Annotated in this window: 18 protein-coding genes; 12 read left to right on the plus strand and 6 right to left on the minus strand. The window is 73.1% G+C overall.

Annotated features, from left to right (window positions below):
• Window positions 1–16 precede the first annotated feature (16 nt).
• The 4 genes from EAD89_RS09480 to EAD89_RS09495 all read right to left on the minus strand — a co-directional run bounded on the left by EAD89_RS09480 (window position 17) and on the right by EAD89_RS09495 (window position 2985).
• Entirely contained in the window at window positions 17–532 is a 516-nt protein-coding gene (locus EAD89_RS09480; RefSeq protein ID WP_121675452.1) for a GNAT family N-acetyltransferase, read from the minus strand.
• Window positions 529–1458 (minus strand): ribonuclease Z, encoded by a 930-nt coding sequence (locus EAD89_RS09485; RefSeq protein WP_121675453.1) that lies wholly within the window; start codon window positions 1456–1458, stop codon window positions 529–531. Before EAD89_RS09485 ends, EAD89_RS09480 begins: the two co-directional genes overlap by 4 nt.
• Before the next feature lie 365 nt (window positions 1459–1823).
• Entirely contained in the window at window positions 1824–2486 is a 663-nt protein-coding gene (gene msrA, locus EAD89_RS09490; RefSeq protein ID WP_121654525.1) for a peptide-methionine (S)-S-oxide reductase MsrA, read from the minus strand.
• 76 nt (window positions 2487–2562) lie between these two features.
• A complete protein-coding gene (locus EAD89_RS09495) occupies window positions 2563–2985 on the minus strand; it encodes an HIT family protein (RefSeq protein WP_121654524.1) in 423 nt (140 codons plus the stop codon).
• A gap of 142 nt (window positions 2986–3127) precedes the next feature.
• On the opposite strand from EAD89_RS09495, the gene EAD89_RS09500 reads away from it, so the two are divergent.
• The 5 genes from EAD89_RS09500 (at window position 3128) to ilvA (ending at window position 8286) form a co-directional block, all read left to right on the plus strand.
• A complete protein-coding gene (locus EAD89_RS09500) occupies window positions 3128–4174 on the plus strand; it encodes a hypothetical protein (protein WP_121675454.1) in 1047 nt (348 codons plus the stop codon).
• Window positions 4175–4274: 100 nt separating this feature from the next.
• Complete coding sequence (locus EAD89_RS09505; protein ID WP_121654522.1) at window positions 4275–5417, plus strand: cystathionine gamma-synthase; 1143 nt, start codon at window positions 4275–4277, stop codon at window positions 5415–5417.
• A 12-nt stretch (window positions 5418–5429) separates the two neighbouring features.
• A complete protein-coding gene (locus EAD89_RS09510) occupies window positions 5430–6839 on the plus strand; it encodes an amidase (RefSeq protein ID WP_121675455.1) in 1410 nt (469 codons plus the stop codon).
• A gap of 11 nt (window positions 6840–6850) precedes the next feature.
• The gene (locus tag EAD89_RS09515; RefSeq protein WP_147458783.1) at window positions 6851–7069 is read left to right on the plus strand and encodes a hypothetical protein; all 219 of its coding nucleotides are present in this window, start codon (window positions 6851–6853) and stop codon (window positions 7067–7069) included.
• Window positions 7066–8286, plus strand: a complete 1221-nt coding sequence (ilvA, locus tag EAD89_RS09520; protein ID WP_121675457.1) for a threonine ammonia-lyase — start codon at window positions 7066–7068, stop codon at window positions 8284–8286. The genes EAD89_RS09515 and ilvA overlap by 4 nt, the downstream gene beginning before the upstream one ends.
• A gap of 61 nt (window positions 8287–8347) precedes the next feature.
• Here the strand turns inward: ilvA and greA are convergent, their stop codons facing one another.
• A complete protein-coding gene (gene greA / locus EAD89_RS09525) occupies window positions 8348–8845 on the minus strand; it encodes a transcription elongation factor GreA (protein ID WP_053655285.1) in 498 nt (165 codons plus the stop codon).
• A gap of 169 nt (window positions 8846–9014) precedes the next feature.
• Entirely contained in the window at window positions 9015–9455 is a 441-nt protein-coding gene (locus EAD89_RS09530) for a DUF4307 domain-containing protein (protein ID WP_121654519.1), read from the minus strand.
• A 197-nt stretch (window positions 9456–9652) separates the two neighbouring features.
• Here EAD89_RS09530 and mca point away from each other — a divergent pair, with 197 nt between their 5' ends.
• From mca to purE, 7 genes are all read left to right on the plus strand, one after another.
• The gene (gene mca / locus EAD89_RS09535; RefSeq protein WP_121675469.1) at window positions 9653–10534 is read left to right on the plus strand and encodes a mycothiol conjugate amidase Mca; all 882 of its coding nucleotides are present in this window, start codon (window positions 9653–9655) and stop codon (window positions 10532–10534) included.
• A 48-nt stretch (window positions 10535–10582) separates the two neighbouring features.
• A complete protein-coding gene (locus tag EAD89_RS09540) occupies window positions 10583–10876 on the plus strand; it encodes a hypothetical protein (RefSeq protein ID WP_121675458.1) in 294 nt (97 codons plus the stop codon).
• Window positions 10877–11109: 233 nt separating this feature from the next.
• Complete coding sequence (locus tag EAD89_RS09545) at window positions 11110–13590, plus strand: bifunctional diguanylate cyclase/phosphodiesterase (RefSeq protein WP_199733457.1); 2481 nt, start codon at window positions 11110–11112, stop codon at window positions 13588–13590.
• 156 nt (window positions 13591–13746) lie between these two features.
• Window positions 13747–14634, plus strand: a complete 888-nt coding sequence (locus EAD89_RS09550) for a hypothetical protein (protein WP_121675460.1) — start codon at window positions 13747–13749, stop codon at window positions 14632–14634.
• 82 nt (window positions 14635–14716) lie between these two features.
• Window positions 14717–16753 (plus strand): thioredoxin domain-containing protein, encoded by a 2037-nt coding sequence (locus EAD89_RS09555; RefSeq protein ID WP_121675461.1) that lies wholly within the window; start codon window positions 14717–14719, stop codon window positions 16751–16753.
• Window positions 16754–16898: 145 nt separating this feature from the next.
• The gene (locus tag EAD89_RS09560; protein ID WP_121675462.1) at window positions 16899–18074 is read left to right on the plus strand and encodes a 5-(carboxyamino)imidazole ribonucleotide synthase; all 1176 of its coding nucleotides are present in this window, start codon (window positions 16899–16901) and stop codon (window positions 18072–18074) included.
• Window positions 18075–18106: 32 nt separating this feature from the next.
• Window positions 18107–18598: a 5-(carboxyamino)imidazole ribonucleotide mutase gene (purE, locus tag EAD89_RS09565; protein WP_121675463.1), complete on the plus strand. Its 492-nt coding sequence runs from the start codon at window positions 18107–18109 to the stop codon at window positions 18596–18598.
• Window positions 18599–18808 lie beyond the last annotated feature (210 nt).

Below are 18808 nucleotides of genomic sequence, written 5' to 3' on the forward strand. Positions count from 1 at the left end.
TGGGACGAGGGCGGTCCTACACCGCGAGCGCGCGGGTGTAGCGGAGTTGGGGGGTGAGGGCGGCGCCGATGTGCTCCTCGCGTTCCGCGCCGGTGGGGGTCCAACCGCCACGCTCGTAGAAGGCGCGGGCGTGGGCGTTGTCCCGCAGCACCCAGAGCGCCGCCCGCCGCCAGCCCCGGGCCCGCATGGCGTCCAGCGCGTCCACCATCAGCGTGCGGCCGATGCCCCGCCCCTGCTCGGCCGGGTCGAGGTGGATCGCGTTGAGCAGCCCGGTCGCCGGGTCGTCCTCGTCGTCCGGGCCCAGGTGGCTGAACCCGACCAGCTTCCCGCCGCGCTCCGCCACGGTCATTCGGTGGGTGTCCCGCTCCCAGCTCCATCGCTCGCTCCAGTACCGCCCCATCGCCTCCGGCGTGGGGTCGGCCAGCGCCTCGGCCGGCAGGAAGGACGAGTACGCGGCGACCCGGGAGCGCTGGTGCAGGGCGCCCACCCCCATCAGGTCGTCAGTGGTGGCGGGGCGGAGCGTGACGGTCACCCGGCCGAGGCTACCCGGCGTGGCGGGAGCTGCACGGTGGTCAGATCCTCGGCGATGATCAGGTCGCCGTCGAAGTGCGCGCGCGCCTCGTCGTGGAACCGGCGCGGGTCCGGGTACCGCTGGGAGAAGTGGGTGAGCACCAGCCGGCGTACCCCGGACTCGGTCGCCACCCGGGCGGCCTGCGCCGCGGTCAGATGGCCGACCTCGGCGGCGAGCGCGGCCTCCGACTCCAGGAAGGTCGACTCGATGACCAGCAGGTCGGCGTGCTCGGCGAGGGCGTAGACCCCGTCGCAGAGGCCGGTGTCCATCACGAAGGCGAACCGCTGCCCCGGCCGGGGCACGCTCACCTCGTCCCGGGTGACGCGGCGGCCGTCCAGGTCCAGGTGCCCCACCCGGATCAGCTCGCCGACGGCCGGCCCGGCGATGCCGTACGCCGCCAGCTTCTCCGGCAGCATCCGGCAGCCGTCCGGCTCGACCAGCCGGTAGCCGTACGTCTCGATGGGGTGCCGCAGCCGGCGCGCCTCCAGCGTGCCGCAGCCCAGGGCGATCCGCTGCCCGTCGACCTCGATCGGCTCGACGAGCAGCTCGGCGGTCTCGTAGAAGGAGGTGGCGTGCCGCAGCCGGGCGAAGTATTCGGCGCCGCCGGCCGGGAAGTGCACGGCGACCGGGTGCGCCACGCGGTCCAGCGAGAGCCGCTGGATGGTGCCGGGCAGGCCGAGGCAGTGGTCGCCGTGGAAGTGGGTGACGCAGATCCGGGTCAGGTCGGTGGCGGTGACCGTCGTGTGCAGGAGTTGCCGCTGGCTGCCCTCGCCCGGGTCGAAGAGGATCACCTCGTCGTCCCAGCGCAGCACGTACCCGTTGTGGTTGCGCTGACGCGTCGGCGCCTGGCTGGCCGTTCCCAGCACCACCAGCTCGCGCATGGACATCGCCGCTCCTTTGGATATGGAGCGACCCCCGGGGCGCTCCGCGCTTTCGCGCGGGCCGGCTGGACTTGGCCGGCACCCCGGGGGTCGGGTGGCTGTCGTGGATTCGCCGCACCGCTGCCACACGGTCTCGACGATGGTGCTGGTGCCCGCCTCGCGGCGGACCGATCACTGTCGAGGACAGCGGCTAGCTGACAGCCACCTCACGAGTCCGATTGCTATACAAGTCTGGACCACCTCCTTTCACGTGTACCGCCACGCTATCGAGTCCCGACGGGGCTCGGCAACGGATTTCGATCACACGCCAAACGGGAATGCCCGGCCACCTCTCGGCGGCCGGGCATCGCGGTCATGCGGGTGGCTGGCGGTCAGCCGGCGGTACGGGCCACGCCGACCGGGCAGCTCAGCCCGTTCGGGCCGTGGTTGCAGTACCCGTTCGGGTTCTTCGTCGGAGCCAGGTACTGCTGGTGGTAGTCCTCGGCGAAGTAGTAGCTGCCGAGCGGGGCGATCTCGGTGGTGATCTCACCCTTGCCGGCCCGCGTCACGATCGGCTGGAAGGCGTCCCGGGACGACTCAGCGATGGCCCGCTGCTCGTCGGTGGTCGTGTAGATCGCCGACCGGTACTGGGTACCCACGTCGTTGCCCTGGCGCATGCCCTGCGTCGGGTCGTGGTTCTCCCAGAAGACCTTCAGCAGGTCCTCGTATGCGATCTTGCTCGGGTCGTAGACCACCTGGACGACCTCGGCGTGCCCGGTCCGGCCGGAACACGTCTCCTCGTACGTCGGGTTCCTGGTGCTGCCACCGGCGTAGCCGGCGGAGGTGGTGTACACCCCGGGCAGCGTCCAGAACAGCCGCTCGGCACCCCAGAAACAGCCCATGCCGAAGACTGCGACCTGCAGGCCCTCCGGGAACGGGCCCTTCAGCGGGGTACCCAGCACCTCATGCCGGTCGGCGACCGGCATGGCGATCGCGCGGCCCGGCAGGGCCTGCTCGGGCGAGACCATCTCGGCGTTCATACGGCGCAAAAACACGGTGGGACTCTCCTCTCGTACCTCTCCCAGCGTGTAACACCGGTGGGTCCGCCTGTCTTACCCGCGCCGCCGTGAGTCAGGCCCCACCCGGGAATGCGGCGGCCACCCGATCTGCACAGGTCTGGGCCTCGGCGTCGTCTTCGTAACGGGTGCGCGGCCAGAAGAAGCCCCGCAACCCGTCACCCTTGGTCCGCGGAACCACGTGGGTGTGCAGGTGTGGCACCGATTGGGACACCTTGTTGTTCATGGCCACGAACGTCCCACCGGCCCCCAGACCGGTCTCCACCGCCACGGCGAGCCGCCGGACCAGCGCGAAGTAGCCCGGAAGCAGGTCGGCCGGCAACTCCGCCAGGGTCACCAGGTGGACCCGGGGCACCACCAGCACATGCCCCTTGAACACCGGCCGGGTGTCCAGAAAAGCCACCCCGTCGGGCTCGTCGGCGACCCGGAACGCCGGCACCTCACCCGCCACGATCCCGCAGAACACGCAACCGCTCATCGGACCAGGCTATGCCGCGACCTCGCGGGTCACGCCGCCCCCTACGCGCGCACCGGCTGTGGTACTCATCCATCTAGATGAATCAGCGCGGAGGTCGGCCGGCCTGTCGTGGTGGCCTGCCGTCCGGCCGAAAGGACGAACCTTGCAGATCAGAAGAGGCGCCGCCCTGGCCCTGGCGACACTGACCGCCGGGCTGCTCGGCGGCGCGATTCCGGGCCACGCCCAGGCGGCCCCCGCGCCGACCGCGACCCCGCTGCCGCTGAGCACGGCGGCCGACGTGGTGTCGGCCGGTGACCGGGTCTTCGTCAGCGGTGGCCGCTCCGCCACCGACGTCGTGGTGACCAGCGCGACCGGCACGGTGGTCGGCACCCTGTCGGGCCTGCCCGGCCCCACCGACCTTCTGCTCAGCGCCGACCGGCGGACCCTCTACGTGGCGCTGCCGACCGCCAACGCCATCGCCGCCTTCGACACCGGCTCGCTGGTCGAGTCGGCCCGGTACGACACCGGCGCGGGCGAGTGCCCGTCGTCGCTGGCGCTGACCGGCCGTTACCTGTGGTTCGGCTACGGCTGCGACCAGTGGGGCGGCAACATCGGCCGGATCGACCTCGGCCGTCAACCGGCCCGGCTCAGCACCGGGGTGGCCAGCGAAGATTTCTACGATGCTCCGCTGCTGGCCGCCGCCAGTCAGAACCGGTCGGTGCTGCTCGCCGGGCAACCGTCGCTGAGCCCGGCGTCGGTGTACGCCTACGGGATCGGCGCTGGGGGAGCGCTGGCCCTGCTGCGGACCAACCAGTTCTCGGCCGTCGGCAGCAATCTGCGGGACATCGCCCTCGACCCGACCGGCGCGACCCTCTACACGGCTGCCGGTTCCCCGCCGCTGGTGCAGGCGTTCCCGTTCGCCGAGATCGCCACCCCCACCGCGACGTACGCCACCGGTCCGTACCCACGCGCCGTCGAGGTGTCGCGCACCGGCGCCCAGATCGCCGCCGGCGCTTCCGCCGCCTACGATCCGGACGTCTTCGTGTTCTCCACGGACGGCACCGAACTGGTTCGCTACGAGCTGGGCGACGAGCTCAGCGCCGGAGGGCTGGCCTGGTCTCCGAACGGAGCCCGCGTCTACGCGGTCACCTCGGACTGGACCGGAGCCCGCCCGGCCACCCTGCACGTCCTGCCCGTCCCGGCCGCCTGACCGGATCCCCGGTGCGCGGGGCCGGGCCAGACGGTCCGGCCCTCGCCCGGGAGCGCGGGTTCCATTCCAACCCTCGGGACGGGGCACTAGCCTCACCACCATGAACCACGGCTTCGAGACGCTCGCCATCCACGCCGGTCAGGACCCTGAGGCCCGCACCGGCGCGGTGATCCCACCGATCTACCAGACCAGCACGTACGCGCAGGACGCCGTCGGCGCGCCCCGGCTCGGCTACGAGTACAGCCGATCCGGCAACCCGACCCGGGACGCGCTCCAGGAGTGCCTGGCCGCGCTGGAGGGCGGGCCCGTGGGGCTCGCCTTCGCCAGCGGCCTGGCCGCCGAGGACACCCTGCTGCGGGCCGTGTGCCAGCCGGGCGATCACGTGGTCATCCCGGACGACGCGTACGGCGGCACGTACCGGCTCTTCGCCCGGGTCGCCCAGCGGTGGGGCCTGGAGTTCACCCCGGCCAAGGTGTCCGACGCGGACGCGGTCCGGGCCGCCGTGCAGCCGGGCCGTACGAAGATCGTCTGGGTGGAGACGCCGACCAACCCGCTGCTCGGCATCGCCGACATCGCCGCCCTGGCCGGCGTGGCGCACGACGCGGGCGCGCTGCTGGTGGTCGACAACACCTTCGCCTCCCCGTACCTGCAACAGCCGATCGCGCACGGCGCGGACGTGGTGGTGCACTCCACCACCAAGTACATCGGTGGCCACTCCGACGTGGTGGGTGGCGCGCTCGTCGTCGCCGACGCCGCGCTCGGCGAGGAGCTGCGCTACCACCAGAACGCGATGGGCGCGATCAACGGGCCGTTCGACGCCTGGCTCACCCTGCGCGGAATCAAGACCCTCGGGGTACGCATGGACCGGCACTGCGACAACGCCGAGCGGCTCGCCGGCTACCTCGACGGGCACGCCAAGGTCGCCCAGGTGATCTACCCCGGGCTGCCCTCGCACCCCGGTCACGAGGTGGCCGCCAAGCAGATGCGTCGGTTCGGCGGCATGATCTCCTTCCGGGCGGCCGGCGGCGAGGACCACGCGGTGGAGATCTGCAACCGGGCCAAGCTCTTCGTGCTCGCCGAGTCGCTGGGCGGGGTGGAATCCCTGATCGAGCACCCGGGCCGGATGACACACGCAAGTGCTGCCGGCTCGCCGCTTGAAGTTCCCGGCGATCTCGTGCGACTGTCTGTCGGCATCGAGACGGTCGACGACCTGCTCGCCGATCTGGAGCAGGCACTGGGCTGACCGCTGGGGAGGATGGCCGTGCAGGACATCATGGCGACCTGGGTCGGGGCGACCGCCAAGCAGATCGCCCGGGGCGTACGCAGGGGAGACGTCTCGGCCACCCAGGTCGTCGCCGACCACCTCGAGTACATCGCGCGGGCCGACGCCGACCTGGGCGCGTTCCGCGCCGTGCGCGGCGGCGAGGCGATCACCGAGGCGGAGAAGGTCGACGAGCAGGAGGACCTCGCCAACCTGCCGCTGGCCGGGGTGCCGGTGGCGGTCAAGGAGAACACTCCGGTCGCCGGCCTGCCCACCTGGAACGGCTCCGCCGCGGTACGCACCGAGGTGGCGGAGGCCGACCACGAGGTGGTGCGTCGCCTGCGCGGCGCCGGCGCGGTGATCCTCGGCGTGACCCGGATGCCCGAGCTGGGGCTGTGGGCGCTCACCGACGACGACAGCGCGGTGACCCGCAACCCGTGGGACAGCGCGCGTACCCCCGGCGGCTCCTCCGGCGGCGCCGCCGCCGCGGTGGCCGCCGGGCTGGTGCCGATCGCGCACGGCAACGACGGTCTCGGTTCGATCCGGATCCCGGCGGCCTGCTGTGGCCTGGTCGGGCTCAAGCCCGGCCGGGGCGTGGTCCCCTGCCAGCTCGGGGCGGACGACTGGTTCGGCCTCACCGAGCACGGCATGTTGACCAGCACGGTGGCCGACGCGGCGGTCGGCTTCTCGGTGCTCGCCGGTCGGCGACCGGAGAAGCTGGTCCCGCCGCAGCGGCTGCGGGTGGGCGTCTCGCTGCGCAGCCCGGTGCGCGGTGTCTCGCCGGACGCGCCCAACCGCGACGCGGTCACCGCCGCCAGCCGCCTGCTCGCCGCGGCCGGACACGACACCGTGCCGGCGGATCCGGTCTATCCCACCGCGCTCGGCCTACAGGGCATCGCCACCTGGTTCGCCGCCGCAGCCGCCGACGTCCGGGCCGGCGGGCTGAACCGGCGGGACCTGCAACGGCGTACCCGGCGACACGTGGCGCTGGGCGAGTGGGCGCAGCGTCGCGGCTACGTCCGGGAGGCCGACCGGGCCGCCTGGCGGCAGCGGTCGACCGACTTCTTCACCGACCACTCCGTCGACCTGTTGCTCACCCCGGCGCTGGCCAGCGCGCCGCCGGAGGCCGCACGCTGGTCCGACCGGTCCTGGCGGGCGAACATGGCGGCCAACATCCGGTACGCCCCGTACGCGGCGCCGTGGAACATCGCCGGTCTGCCGGCGATCGTGGTGCCGGTGGGTCGTCGCCCGGACGGGCTGCCCGTCGCCGTGCAGCTGGTCGGTCCGCCCGGCTCGGAGCTGCTGCTGCTCGGCGTGGCCGGTCAGTTCGAGATGGCCGCCCCGTGGTCCCGGCACGCCCCCGGCTATCCCCGCGTCGGCACGGGGTCGCCGGCCACCGCATGATCGTCCACGGTGTGCGCGCATCGCTGATCGTGCTGGTCCGGCAGATCTCCGGCGCGCAGGCGGCGCGTATCGCCCGGGCCCTGCCGGCCTGGCCGACCGCACCGGGCCGGCCGGCGCCCCCGGTCCTCGGCGCGCCGGTGCCGGGTGGACCCGTGCCGGCCGCGGCGCCTCCGACGACCCCGGTGTCGCCGCAGGGGACGCCGGGGGCGGGTGGCACGATCGGGGCATGACGGAACTGGTCGGGCTCGACGACGTGCGGGCCGCGCGGAAACTGCTCGCCGGCGTCGTCCGGACCACGCCACTGGAGCCTTCCCGGCCGCTGAGCGCGGCGCTGGGTGGGCCGACGTGGCTGAAGTGCGAGAACGTGCAGCGGGCCGGCTCCTACAAGGTGCGCGGCGCGTACGTGCGCATCTCCCGGCTGTCGGCGGCGGAGCGGGAACGCGGCGTGGTCGCGGCGAGCGCCGGCAACCACGCGCAGGGCGTGGCGCTGGCCGCCGGCCTGGTCGGCACACACGCCACGGTCTTCATGCCGGTCAACGCGCCGCTGCCGAAGGTGGCCGCCACGAAGGGGTACGGCGCGCAGGTCGAGTTGGTCGGCAACACGGTCGACGAGGCGCTGGTCGCCGCGCACACGTACGCCGAGCGCACCGGCGCCGTGCTGATCCACCCGTTCGACCACCCGGATGTGATCGCCGGCCAGGGCACGGTGGCGCTGGAGATCCTCGAACAGTGCCCGGACGTGCGGACCATCATCACCGGGGTGGGTGGCGGTGGTCTGATCTCCGGCATGGCGGTGGCCGCGAAGGCGCTGCGACCCGACGTCCGCATCATCGGCGTGCAGGCGGCCGGCGCGGCGGCCTTCCCGCCCTCACTGGTGGCCGGGGAACCGGTCCGGTTGCCCGCCTTCTCCACCATCGCCGACGGCATCGCGGTCGGCCGGCCGGGCGAGATCACCTTCAGCCACGTCCGCAAGCTGGTCGACGAGATCGTCACGGTCTCCGAGGAGGACATCTCCCGGGCCCTGCTGATGCTGCTGGAGCGCGGCAAGCAGGTGGTCGAGCCGGCCGGCGCGGTCGGCGTGGCCGCACTGCTGGCCGGTGTGGTGCAGGTGCAGGCCCCGGTGGTCGCGGTGCTCTCCGGCGGCAACATCGACCCGTTGCTGATGCTGCGGGTGATCGAACACGGGCTCGCCGCCGCGGGTCGCTATCTCCGGGTGACGGTGCGCTGCTCGGACCGGCCCGGGCAGTTGGCCTCGCTGCTCAGCCAGATCGCCGAGCACCGGGCCAACGTGGTGGACGTGGAGCACCAGCGGGCCAACCCGCACCTCGGCCTCGGCGAGGTGGAGGTGGCGCTGTCGGTGGAGACACGAGGGGTGGAGCACTCGGACACGCTGATCAGCGCGCTGCGGGCCAGCGGTTACCAGGTGGTCTTCGCCGGCGAGGCGTGACACTCGCAGGTGCCACACCCCGGCGGCGGTACGCCTCAGCGTGCGGTGGGGCCGGTGGCGATCAGCCGGAGAACGGCTCGAAGCTGACCACGGTCACCTTGATGTCGGCGCCGCTCGGCGCCGTGTAGGTGCAGGTCTGCCCGGGCCGACCGCCCAGGATCGCCTTGCCGAGCGCCGACTCGGGGCTGTAGACGGTCAGGTCGGTGGTGGCCGCGATCTCCCGGGAACCGAGCAGGAAGGTCTCGGTGTCATCGGTGTCGTCGTCGAAGTAGATCGTCACCACCATGCCGGGCGACACCGCATCCGTCGTCGGCGCCTCGCCGACCTTGGCGGTGCGCAGCAGTTCCTGCAGGTAGCGGATCCGGCCCTCAGCCTTGCCCTGCTCCTCGCGGGCGGCGTGGTAGCCGCCGTTCTCCCGCAGGTCGCCCTCCTCGCGCCGGGCGTTGATTTCCGCGGCGATCGCCGGGCGGTTGGCGATGTGCTCGTCGAGCTCGGCCTGGAGGCGGTCGTACGCGTCCTGCGACAGCCAGGTGGCGGGCGCCTCGTTGCCAGTGGACACAGGCGGTCTCCTCAGTTGTGCGTGGCTGGCTGACAGGTGAACTACCAAGTTACCAGTGCGGTACGACACAGGGTGTCGGCGATCACGGCTGGTGTCCGCATCCGACGCCGGGCGGCGGGGGCCCGCACGTGCCCTTCGCGGCTCCCGGCCGCGGCGCTGTCCTGGCCGCTCAGACCGGGGCTCGGCAGCGCAGCACCTCGCCGATGAACGGCCGCGCGGTGGTGGCCAGGCGGTGCCGGGCGGTCACGTGCCGGTCGCCCGGCTCGGCGGTCACCGTGACCTCCTCGCGGGCCACCTCGGCGCCGGCGCGGTCCCGGGCGCGCAGCACGCAGACCGCCGATCCGCCCGGTGGCACGGTCACCCGGAAGTCGACCAGCACCTGGTTGTCCGTGATGTCGGTGTAGGTGATCACCTGGGCGTCGTAGACGGGATCGCCGTACTGCCGGTAGAGCCGGAACGAGATCAGGCTCAGCGCCCCCACCAGCACCAGCAGCGCCAGCGCGGCCAGCAGCGTGCGACGGCGCCCGCCGCCGGTCGCCCGACGGCGGCCGTAGCGGCCGGCCGGGAAAACCGGTGCGCCCGGCGAAATTGTGGCGTGCGTCTCGGTCACCGGCGGGTATCTCCTGGCGTTGTTGTCGGCGGCATCAGCAAGAATGACAGAGTCCATCCTCCCAGCCCGGCTCAGCGGCAGGAATGGCAGGTCGGGCCCCATGGCGCCGACCGGCCATCGGGTGCGGGGGATTCCGGCGGGTCAGCCGGTCGAGCCCGGTCGGGTCCACCGGCCGGCACAGACGAGGAGTGCCGAAGTTGGCAGAACAGCTGCGTCTCATGGCCGTCCACGCGCACCCGGACGACGAGTCGAGCAAGGGTGCGGCGACCATGGCGAAGTATGTCGCCGAGGGCGTGGACGTCCTGGTCGTGACCTGCACCGGCGGCGAGCGCGGCAGCGTGCTCAACCCCAAGCTCGACCGCCCCGACGTGTGGGCCGACATCGGCGAGATCCGCCGTGCCGAGATGGACGCCGCCCGGGCGATCCTCGGCGTCGAGCAGGCGTGGCTCGGCTTCGTCGACTCCGGGCTGCCCGAGGGTGACCCGCTGCCGCCGCTGCCCGAGGGCTGCTTCGCCCTCCAGGACGTCGAGGTGGCCGCGGGCCCGCTGGTGCGGCTGATGCGCGAGTTCCGTCCGCACGTGGTCACCACGTACGACGAAGAGGGCGGCTACCCGCACCCCGACCACATCATGTGCCACAAGGTGAGCGTGGCCGCCTTCGAGGCGGCCGGCGACCCGGAGCGCTATCCGGAGCTGGGCGCCCCGTGGCAGCCCCTGAAGCTCTACTACGACATCGGCTTCTCCAAGGCCAAGATCATGGCCCTGCACGAGGGCATGCTCGCCATCGGCCAGGAGTCGCCCTACGAGGAGTGGCTCAAGCGCTGGGAGGACCGGCCGGACAAGGGCCCCCGCATCACCACCCGGGTGGAGTGCGCCGATTACTTCCCGGTCCGCGACGACGCGCTGCGCGCCCACGCCACCCAGGTCGACCCGGACGGCTTCTGGTTCCACGTGCCGATGGAGCTCCAGCAGCGGGCCTGGCCGACGGAGGACTACGAGCTCGCCCGCTCGGTGGTGGACAGCCCGATGCCGGAGTCCGATCTGTTCGCCGGGGTGCGGGAGACGGCGCACGCGCGCTGATTCCGCGCAGGGCTACCCTGGTAACCAACCGCACATCGGAGGAACGCCATGCTGACCGCTGCCCAGGTGCTCGCGGAGAACAACTTCGGGGACACCCGCACGGGTGGTCTGGCCGGTCCGATGGGCCTGTTCCTCATCCTGCTGCTGGCCGCCGCGACCATCCTGCTGATCCGCAACATGAACGCCCGGCTGCGCCGGCTGCCCGACCGGTTTCCGCAGCAGACGCCGCCGACCGACCCGACCAGGGCCGAAGCGGCAGTCGCCGATCCGACAGACGGGACCGGAGCGCGTGATTCCTCCACGCCCGCTCCCAACGGGCACCAGCAGCACCGGAACGGGTAGTCCGCGCATGATTCACGCCGAACCGGGTGGTCGCCCCCTGTTGCGACCACCCGGTTTGGCTTAGCCTTCCGCCGGGGGGACCAAAAGTTCCCGAGCCGTGCGCGGAAGGGGGCGCCGATGACCGTCACAGCACCGGCCGCCCGCCGTACCGTCGTCGGTCGGTCGGCTGACGGGGGAGGTCGATGACCTCCGGCCCGGCCGGCGACCCGTTCCACCGGCTCGGGGTGCGCGGCATGCCGGCCCGGCTGCTCGTGCTCACCGCCGCCGTGACGCTGACCGCCCTGATCGCCGCCGCGGTCGGGTTGACCCTCCCGCACGGGCTGCCGGCCGACGATCCGCTCGGCGGTCCGGCCCGCTTCGGCATTGCCGTCGCCGTCTTCGCCGTCGCCCAGTTCGCACGGCTGCGGTTCCGCTCGGCTGCCGGCATGGTCAGCATCACCTGGGGTGAGGCGGCGCTGATCGTCTGCCTCTACCTGGCGCCGGCCGGCTGGCTGCCGGCGGCCACCCTGCTCGGCGCCGGGCTGGCCTGGACGGTCCTCTCGCTGCACAACGACCGCCGTCCGATGCTGGAGATCGTCCGGATCGCCGCGTCGCTGGCCGCCGCGTCGGCGCTGGCCGTGTCCGTGGCCACCGCGCTGGGCCATCCGCTGCTCGCCGCGCCCACCCCGATGCTGGCGCTGGCCGTGATCGCGGGCTCGGTGACGTACCTCCTGGTGACCGCCTGGCTCGGTGGGGTGACGCTGGGCCTGCGGCACGGGCTGCCGATCGGGCCCCCGCTGCTCGCCGCGCTGCGCGGCAAGCTGCTGATGTTCGTCGGCAACGTGGCGGTCGGCCTGGTGGTGGTCGCGCTGCTGGAGCTCGACCCGCGCTGGTTGCTGCTGCTCCCGCCGCTGCTCTGGCTGCTTCAGCAGACCTACCGCTACCGGCTGCGCGCCGACCAGGAACGCCGGACGTGGCGGGCCTTCGCCGAGGCCACCGCGGCCCTCAACCAGCTCGACGAGCGGGGCGTGGCCAGCGCGGCGGTGACCGGTGCGCTGGCGCTGTTCAACGCCGAGCTGGTCGATGTGGACGTGGCCCGGGCCGACGGCCGGTGGCGCCGCTACCGGGGGGACGCCGGCGGCCAGTTGGTCGACCGGGAGGTGGGCCCGCCGGGCCGGTCGGAGCCCGACGAGGACGAGCTGATCCGTGCGCTGTCGGTCGGCGCCGCGCCGGTCGGTCGGCTGCGGGTCCGGTTCCCCCGGTCCGCTCCACCCACCCCCCGGGAACGCGACGCGGTGGCCGCGTTCGGCGACGCGCTCGCCGCCGCGCTGCACGACGCCGCGACCCACCGCGAGCTGCGTCTGGTCACCGCCCGCTCGTCGTACGAGGCGGTGCACGACCCGCTCACCGGGCTGGCCAACCGGGCCGCGATGCTCGGCAAGGGCGATCAGACGCTGCGGCAGCTCGCGCACGACCACCCGGTGGCGTTGCTGCTGCTGGACATCAACCAGTTCAAGGAAGTCAACGACACACTGGGGCACGCCGCGGGTGACCAACTGCTGCGGCTGACCGCGAACCGGCTGAGCGCGATGGCCCGCCCCGGTGACCTGCTCGGCCGGCTCGGTGGCGACGAGTTCGCTCTGCTGCTCAGCTCGGTGCCGGTGGTCGGCGACCGGGCCGCCCCGATGGCGCACGCGCTCCGCCAGGCCCGGGAGATCGCCGAACGGTTGGCCGCGCCGACCGAGGTGGCCGGGGTGCGGATGTCGATCGAGGTCTCCGTCGGGGTGGTCGTGGCCGACGCTGGCACCGCCGACCTGACGGAGCTGCTGCGCCGGGCCGACATCGCGATGTACCAGGCCAAGGAGGGTGGCGGCAGTGTCGCCGCGTACGACAGCACCCGGGACGCGGCCAGCACCGACCAGCTGGCCCTGCTCGCCGAGTTGCGCGAGGCGCTGGAGGTCGACGACCAGCTGGTGCTGGCGTTGCAGCCGGCGGTCGACCTGGCGACCGGCGCGCCCACCGGCGTGGAGGCGCTGATTCGGTGGCGGCATCCCCGGCGCGGCTGGCTGGGCCCGGCCGACTTCATCCGCCCGGTGGAAAACAGCGAGCAGCTCGGCACCTTCACCCGGTACGTGCTGGACAAGGCCCTCAGCGTGGCCGCCGACTGGGCCCGGGAGGGGCTCGACGTCCCGATCTCGGTCAACCTGTCGGCGCGTAGCCTGCTCGATCCCCGGCTGCCGACGGAGATCGCCGACGCGCTGCGCCGGCACCAGGTGCCGCCGCGCCGGCTGGTCCTGGAGATCACCGAGACGGTGGTGATGAGCGAGCTGGAGGTCATCGACGAGGTGCTGGCCACGCTCCGGTCGATGGGTGTGCAGCTCGCGGTGGACGACTTCGGCACCGGCTTCTCCTCGCTGACCTTCCTCACCCGGATCGCGGTGGACGAGTTGAAGGTGGACCGCTCCTTCGTGATCCGGATGGCGGACTCGCCGGAGGCGGCTGCGATCGTACGAACCACCGTGGGCCTCGCCCACGAGCTGGGGCTGCGGGTGGTGGCCGAGGGGGTGGAGACCGCCGAGCAGCGGATGGCGCTCGCCGAGCTGGGCTGCACCTCCGCGCAGGGCTACCACTTCTTCAAGCCGATGCCCGCCGACAAGATCGGCGCGGTGCTCGGCTCGCTGCGCGACTCGGCGGAGTCGAACGTCTTCCGCCTCCGCGCCGACGGCGCCTCCTGACCCTGCGCGCCGAAGCCGCCTCCGGGCCGCCGGCGCCCGCCGCTGATCACTTCCGGACGGGGCAGTCAATCGTCCGCCGACGTCCTAGAGTCGCGATTGAGCTGCGTGGATGTCGTGATCTACGGAGCCGCCACGTTCACCTGTCGAAGGGACAGCATGCGACTCTCCCGGAAACGTCCCATCCTCGCCGCAGCGCTCGCGCTGACCGCCGCGACGCTCGGAGCGCTGGCCGCAGCCCCACCAGTGCAGGCCAAGGCGCCGCAGTCCGGCTCGCTGGCCGTCACCGGCGATCCGGATGACCCGGTCAGCGAAGGCCGGAGCTACTCGTTCGCCACGGCGGCCGGGGACGGCTTCAACGTCTGGGGCACCGCGAACCACCTCACCGTCCAGGTCTTCGACCCGCCCGCCGGGCCCTGGACGATCGACCTGAGCGCGCCGGTCGGTCAGCCGCTGACCGTCGGCACCTACACCGGCGCCACCGAGTATCTCTACGAGAGCCCGCTGCCCGGGATCGCGCTGAGCGGCAACGACCGGTTCTGCACGAACGGGCAGACCGGCTCGTTCACCGTCACGGACATCTCCTGGGGCCCCCACGGCTACCTGGAACGGTTCGACGCCACGTTCGAACAGCGCTGCAACTACAGCACCGGCTCGGCCCGCGGCGAGGTGCACGTCGCCAACCCACCGGCGCCGCCGGTGCTCGCCGTCGGCGTGCAGGTCGCCACCTCGGGCACGATCGACACCCGCACCGACGAAGCGACGGTGCGCGGCACCGTGACCTGCACCGCACCGGCCACCGTCTACGTCGAGGGCGGCATGACCCAGACGTGGCACGGCAGGCGCGCCGAAGGACTCGTCCGGGCTGAGGTGGCCTGCACTCCGGGCGCCCCGGTCGCCTGGACCACGAGCTCACCCTCGTTCACCTCCACCCCGTTCCGGAAGGGTGACGTCGAGGTGACCGCCAATGCCAGCTCGTACGACACCACGTACGACATCTTCGTCAGCGACTCCGCGACCGCGACGGTCAGCCTGAGGCGGCGCTGATCCGGCGCCCGGCCCAGGCCCGTGCGGCCTGGGCCGGGGTGACCGCCCGGCGCATCCGGTCGGGGCTGGTTATGGTCGTCGGGTGAACCGACTCGCCGGCGCCACCAGTCCCTACCTGCTCCAGCACGCCGACAACCCGGTCGACTGGTGGCCCTGGTGCGACGAGGCGTTCGCCGAGGCGAAGCGGCGGGACGTGCCGGTGCTCATCTCGGTGGGTTACGCCGCCTGCCACTGGTGCCACGTGATGGCGCACGAGTCGTTCGAGAACGAGCACGTCGGCGCCCTGATGAACGACGACTTCGTGTCGATCAAGGTGGACCGTGAGGAACGCCCGGACGTGGACGCGGTCTACATGACCGCCACCCAGGCGATGACCGGCCAGGGCGGCTGGCCGATGACCGTCTTCGCCACCCCGGACGGCACCCCGTTCTTCTGCGGCACCTACTTCCCGCGGGAGAACTTCGTCCGGTTGCTCCAGTCGGTCGCCACCGCCTGGCGGGACCAGCGCGAGGAGGTGCAGCGCCAGGGCGCCGCGGTGGTCGAGGCGATCGGCGGCGCCCAGGCCGTCGGCGGGCCCACCGCGCCGCTGGACGCCCCGCTGCTCGACGCCGCGGCCGCCAACCTGGCCGGCGAGTACGACACGACCAACGGCGGCTTCGGGGGCGCCCCGAAGTTTCCGCCGCACATGAACCTGCTCTTCCTGCTGCGTCACCACCAGCGCACGGGCGATCCGCGCAGCCTGGAGATCGTGCGGCACACCGCCGAGGCGATGGCCCGGGGCGGCATCTACGACCAGCTCGCCGGGGGCTTCGCCCGGTACTCGGTGGACGCGCACTGGACGGTGCCGCACTTCGAGAAGATGCTCTACGACAACGCGCTGCTGCTGCGGGTCTACACCCAGATCTGGCGGCTGACCGGCGACCCGCTGGCGCGCCGGGTCGCCCGGGACACCGCCCGCTTCCTCGCCGACGAGCTGCACCGGCCGGGGGAGGGCTTCGCGTCCGCGCTGGACGCCGACACCGACGGCGTCGAGGGGCTCACCTACGCCTGGACGCCCGCCCAACTCGTCGAGGTGCTGGGCGAGGAGGACGGCCGCTGGGCCGCCGACCTGTTCGCCGTGACCGAGGAGGGCACCTTCGAGCACGGCACGAGCGTGCTGCGGCTCGCCCGGGACGTCGACGATGCCGCACCCGAGGTCCGGGCGCGCTGGCAGCAGGTGGTGGGGCGGCTGCTCGCGGCCCGCGACGAGCGGCCACAGCCGGCCCGTGACGACAAGGTGGTGGCGGCCTGGAACGGTCTGGCGATCACCGCCATCGTCGAGTTCCAGCAGGTCGTCGCGCTGTACGCGTCGCCGCAGGACGAGGACGCCAACCTGATGGAGGGCGTCGTCATCGTCGCCGACGGTGCGATGCGCGACGCCGCCGAGCACCTGGCCACCGTGCACCTGGTCGATGGCCGGTTGCGTCGGGTCTCCCGGGGCGGTGCGGTCGGTGAGCCGGCCGGCGTGCTGGAGGACTACGGCTGCGTGGCCGAGGCGTTCTGCGCGCTGCACCAGCTCACCGGCGAGGGCCGCTGGCTCACCCTGGCCGGCGGGCTGCTCGACACCGCGCTGGAGCACTTCGCCGCGCCCGGCGGCGCCTTCTACGACACCGCCGACGACGCCGAGCGGCTGGTCACCCGGCCGGCGGACCCGACCGACAACGCCACCCCGTCCGGGCGGTCGGCGCTGATCGCCGGGCTGGTCGCGTACACGGCCCTGAGCGGGGAGACCCGCTACCGGGAGGCCGCCGAGGTGGCGCTCGGCACGGTCGCGCCGATCGTCGGGCGGCACGCCCGGTTCACCGGGTACGCGGCCACGGTCGGCGAGGCGCTGCTCTCCGGGCCGTACGAGATCGCCGTGGCGACCGACGACCCGGCCGGCGACCCGCTGGTGGCAGCGGCCCACCGGCACGCCCCGCCCGGCGCGGTGGTGGTCGCCGGGCGCCCGGACCAGCCCGGGGTGCCCCTGCTGGCCGACCGGCCGCTGGTCGACGGGCGGTCCGCCGCGTACGTCTGCCGGGGCTTCGTCTGCCAGCGCCCGGTCACGTCGGTCGAGGAGCTGGTCGCCGAGCTCGGCTGAGCGTGCCGCCGATTGCCCGGCGTAGCGGTCCGCGAGGTCGCCCCCGCCCGAGGCCGGCACCCACGGCGGCACGCGAACGGGTCGACGGCGGGAGCGCCGGCCCTGCGGGTGGCCGCGCCGACGGCCCGGATAGGCTGGCCGCGCTATGGATTCCCGTACCGGTCTGCCTGTTGTCGGCATGGTGGGTGGCGGCCAGCTGGCCCGGATGACCCACCAGGCCGCGATCGCCCTCGGCCAGTCACTGCGCGTACTCGCGGTCGCCCCCGACGACGGCGCGGCGCTGGTCGCCGCCGACGTCCAGTACGGCGACCACACCGACCTGGCCGCGCTGCGCACCTTCGCCAAGGGCTGCGACGTGGTCACCTTCGACCACGAGCACGTGCCCACCGAGCACATCCGCACGCTGGCCGCGGAGGGCGTCACCCTGTACCCGCCGGCGGAAGCGCTGGTGCACGCCCAGGACAAGCAGGTCATGCGGGAACGCCTCACCGAGCTGGGCGCGCCCAACCCCGCGTGGCGGCCAGTCAGTGAGCCCGCCGACCTGATCGCCTTCGGGGAGCAGGTCGGCTGGCCGGTGGTGCTCAAAGCGGCCCGGGGTGGCTACGACGGCCGTGGAGTCTGGATGGTCGACGACGCCACCCAGGCCACCGAGCTGGCGCGAACCCTGCTCGCCGGCGGCACGCGGCTGATCGTCGAGGAACGGGTGCCACTGCTGCGGGAGCTGGCCGTGCAGGTGGCCCGCTCGCCGTTCGGCCAGGTGGCCGCGTACCCGGTGGTCGAGACGGTGCAGCGGGACGGCATCAACGTGGAGGTGCTCGCCCCGGCGCCCGGCCTGGACGAGGAGCTGGCGGTCGCCGCCCAGCAGCTCGCCATCGACCTGGCCACCGCGCTCGGCGTGATCGGCCTGCTCGCCGTGGAACTCTTCGAGGTGCGCGACGCGGCCGGCCGCCCGGCGATCGTGGTCAACGAGCTGGCGATGCGTCCGCACAACTCCGGGCACTGGACCATCGAGGGGGCCCGGACCTCCCAGTTCGAGCAGCACCTGCGGGCGGTCCTGGACTACCCGATGGGTGACACCGCGCTGGCCGCCCCCGTCGTGGTGATGGCGAACGTGCTCGGCGGCGAGCCGGGCGGGATGTCGATCGACGAACGGCTGCACCACCTCTTCGCGGCCGAGCCGGGGGCCAAGGTGCACCTCTACGGCAAGCAGGTGCGGCCCGGCCGCAAGATCGGGCACGTCACGGTGCTCGGCGACGACCTGGACGACGTACGGGCGCGGGCCGTGCGTGCCGCGCGCTGGCTGCGCGAGGGCCATGAGTGAGCCGCACGGGCGCGAACGATGAGGGAGCCGCAGTGAGCACGGTCGGGTTGATCATGGGCAGCGACTCGGACTGGCCGACCATGCGGGCCGCCGCCGAGGTGCTGGACGACTTCGGGGTGCCGTACGAGGTCCGGGTGATCTCGGCCCACCGGACTCCGGTCGCGATGATCGAGTACGGCCGCGACGCCGCCGACCGGGGCCTCAAGGTGATCATCGCTGGCGCCGGTGGGGCCGCCGCGCTGCCCGGCATGGTCGCCTCGGTGACCCCGCTGCCGGTGATCGGCGTGCCGGTGCCGCTGAAGCACCTCGACGGCATGGACTCGCTGCTCTCCATCGTGCAGATGCCGGCCGGGATCCCGGTGGCCACCGTGTCGATCGGCAACGCCCGCAACGCCGGCCTGCTCGCCGTGCGGATCCTCGGCGCGGCCGACGAGCACCTGCGCGCCAAGATGGCGACCTACCAGCAGGATCTGGAGCAGCTGGTAGCCGCCAAGGAAGCCGCTCTCCAGGCGACTCTCAGCTGATCGCTGCCCTTGTCCGGGCTGGCCGTGGGGTGTTGGCCGTGGGTTGTTGGCCGTGGGTTTCGGCCGTGGGGGTTTCGGGGGGAGCCCGCCCGCTCCGGGCGGTCAGGCTTGATCCCTCCGCGGGCGGGCTCCCCCCGAAACCCTGTGCTCCGCCGGGTCCGCCCGGGTGTCGCGGTCTTGCCGGTTATGCCCCACGTCGGGTCACCGGCC

It is taken from the genome of Micromonospora sp. BL4 (genome assembly GCF_003667505.1).
Lineage (GTDB): Bacteria > Actinomycetota > Actinomycetes > Mycobacteriales > Micromonosporaceae > Micromonospora.

Excerpts from the sequence above, each read along its gene's own strand:
- EAD89_RS09485 (WP_121675453.1), bottom strand. The coding sequence starts at position 1,458 with ATGTCCATGCGCGAGCTGGTGGTGCTGGGAACGGCCAGCCAGGCGCCG.
- EAD89_RS09495 (WP_121654524.1), bottom strand. The coding sequence starts at position 2,985 with ATGAGCGGTTGCGTGTTCTGCGGGATCGTGGCGGGTGAGGTGCCGGCG.
- EAD89_RS09505 (WP_121654522.1), top strand. The coding sequence starts at position 4,275 with ATGAACCACGGCTTCGAGACGCTCGCCATCCACGCCGGTCAGGACCCT.
- EAD89_RS09510 (WP_121675455.1), top strand. The coding sequence starts at position 5,430 with ATGGCCGTGCAGGACATCATGGCGACCTGGGTCGGGGCGACCGCCAAG.
- ilvA (WP_121675457.1), top strand. The coding sequence starts at position 7,066 with ATGACGGAACTGGTCGGGCTCGACGACGTGCGGGCCGCGCGGAAACTG.
- EAD89_RS09540 (WP_121675458.1), top strand. The coding sequence starts at position 10,583 with ATGCTGACCGCTGCCCAGGTGCTCGCGGAGAACAACTTCGGGGACACC.
- EAD89_RS09545 (WP_199733457.1), top strand. The coding sequence starts at position 11,110 with ATGCCGGCCCGGCTGCTCGTGCTCACCGCCGCCGTGACGCTGACCGCC.
- EAD89_RS09550 (WP_121675460.1), top strand. The coding sequence starts at position 13,747 with ATGCGACTCTCCCGGAAACGTCCCATCCTCGCCGCAGCGCTCGCGCTG.
- EAD89_RS09560 (WP_121675462.1), top strand. The coding sequence starts at position 16,899 with ATGGATTCCCGTACCGGTCTGCCTGTTGTCGGCATGGTGGGTGGCGGC.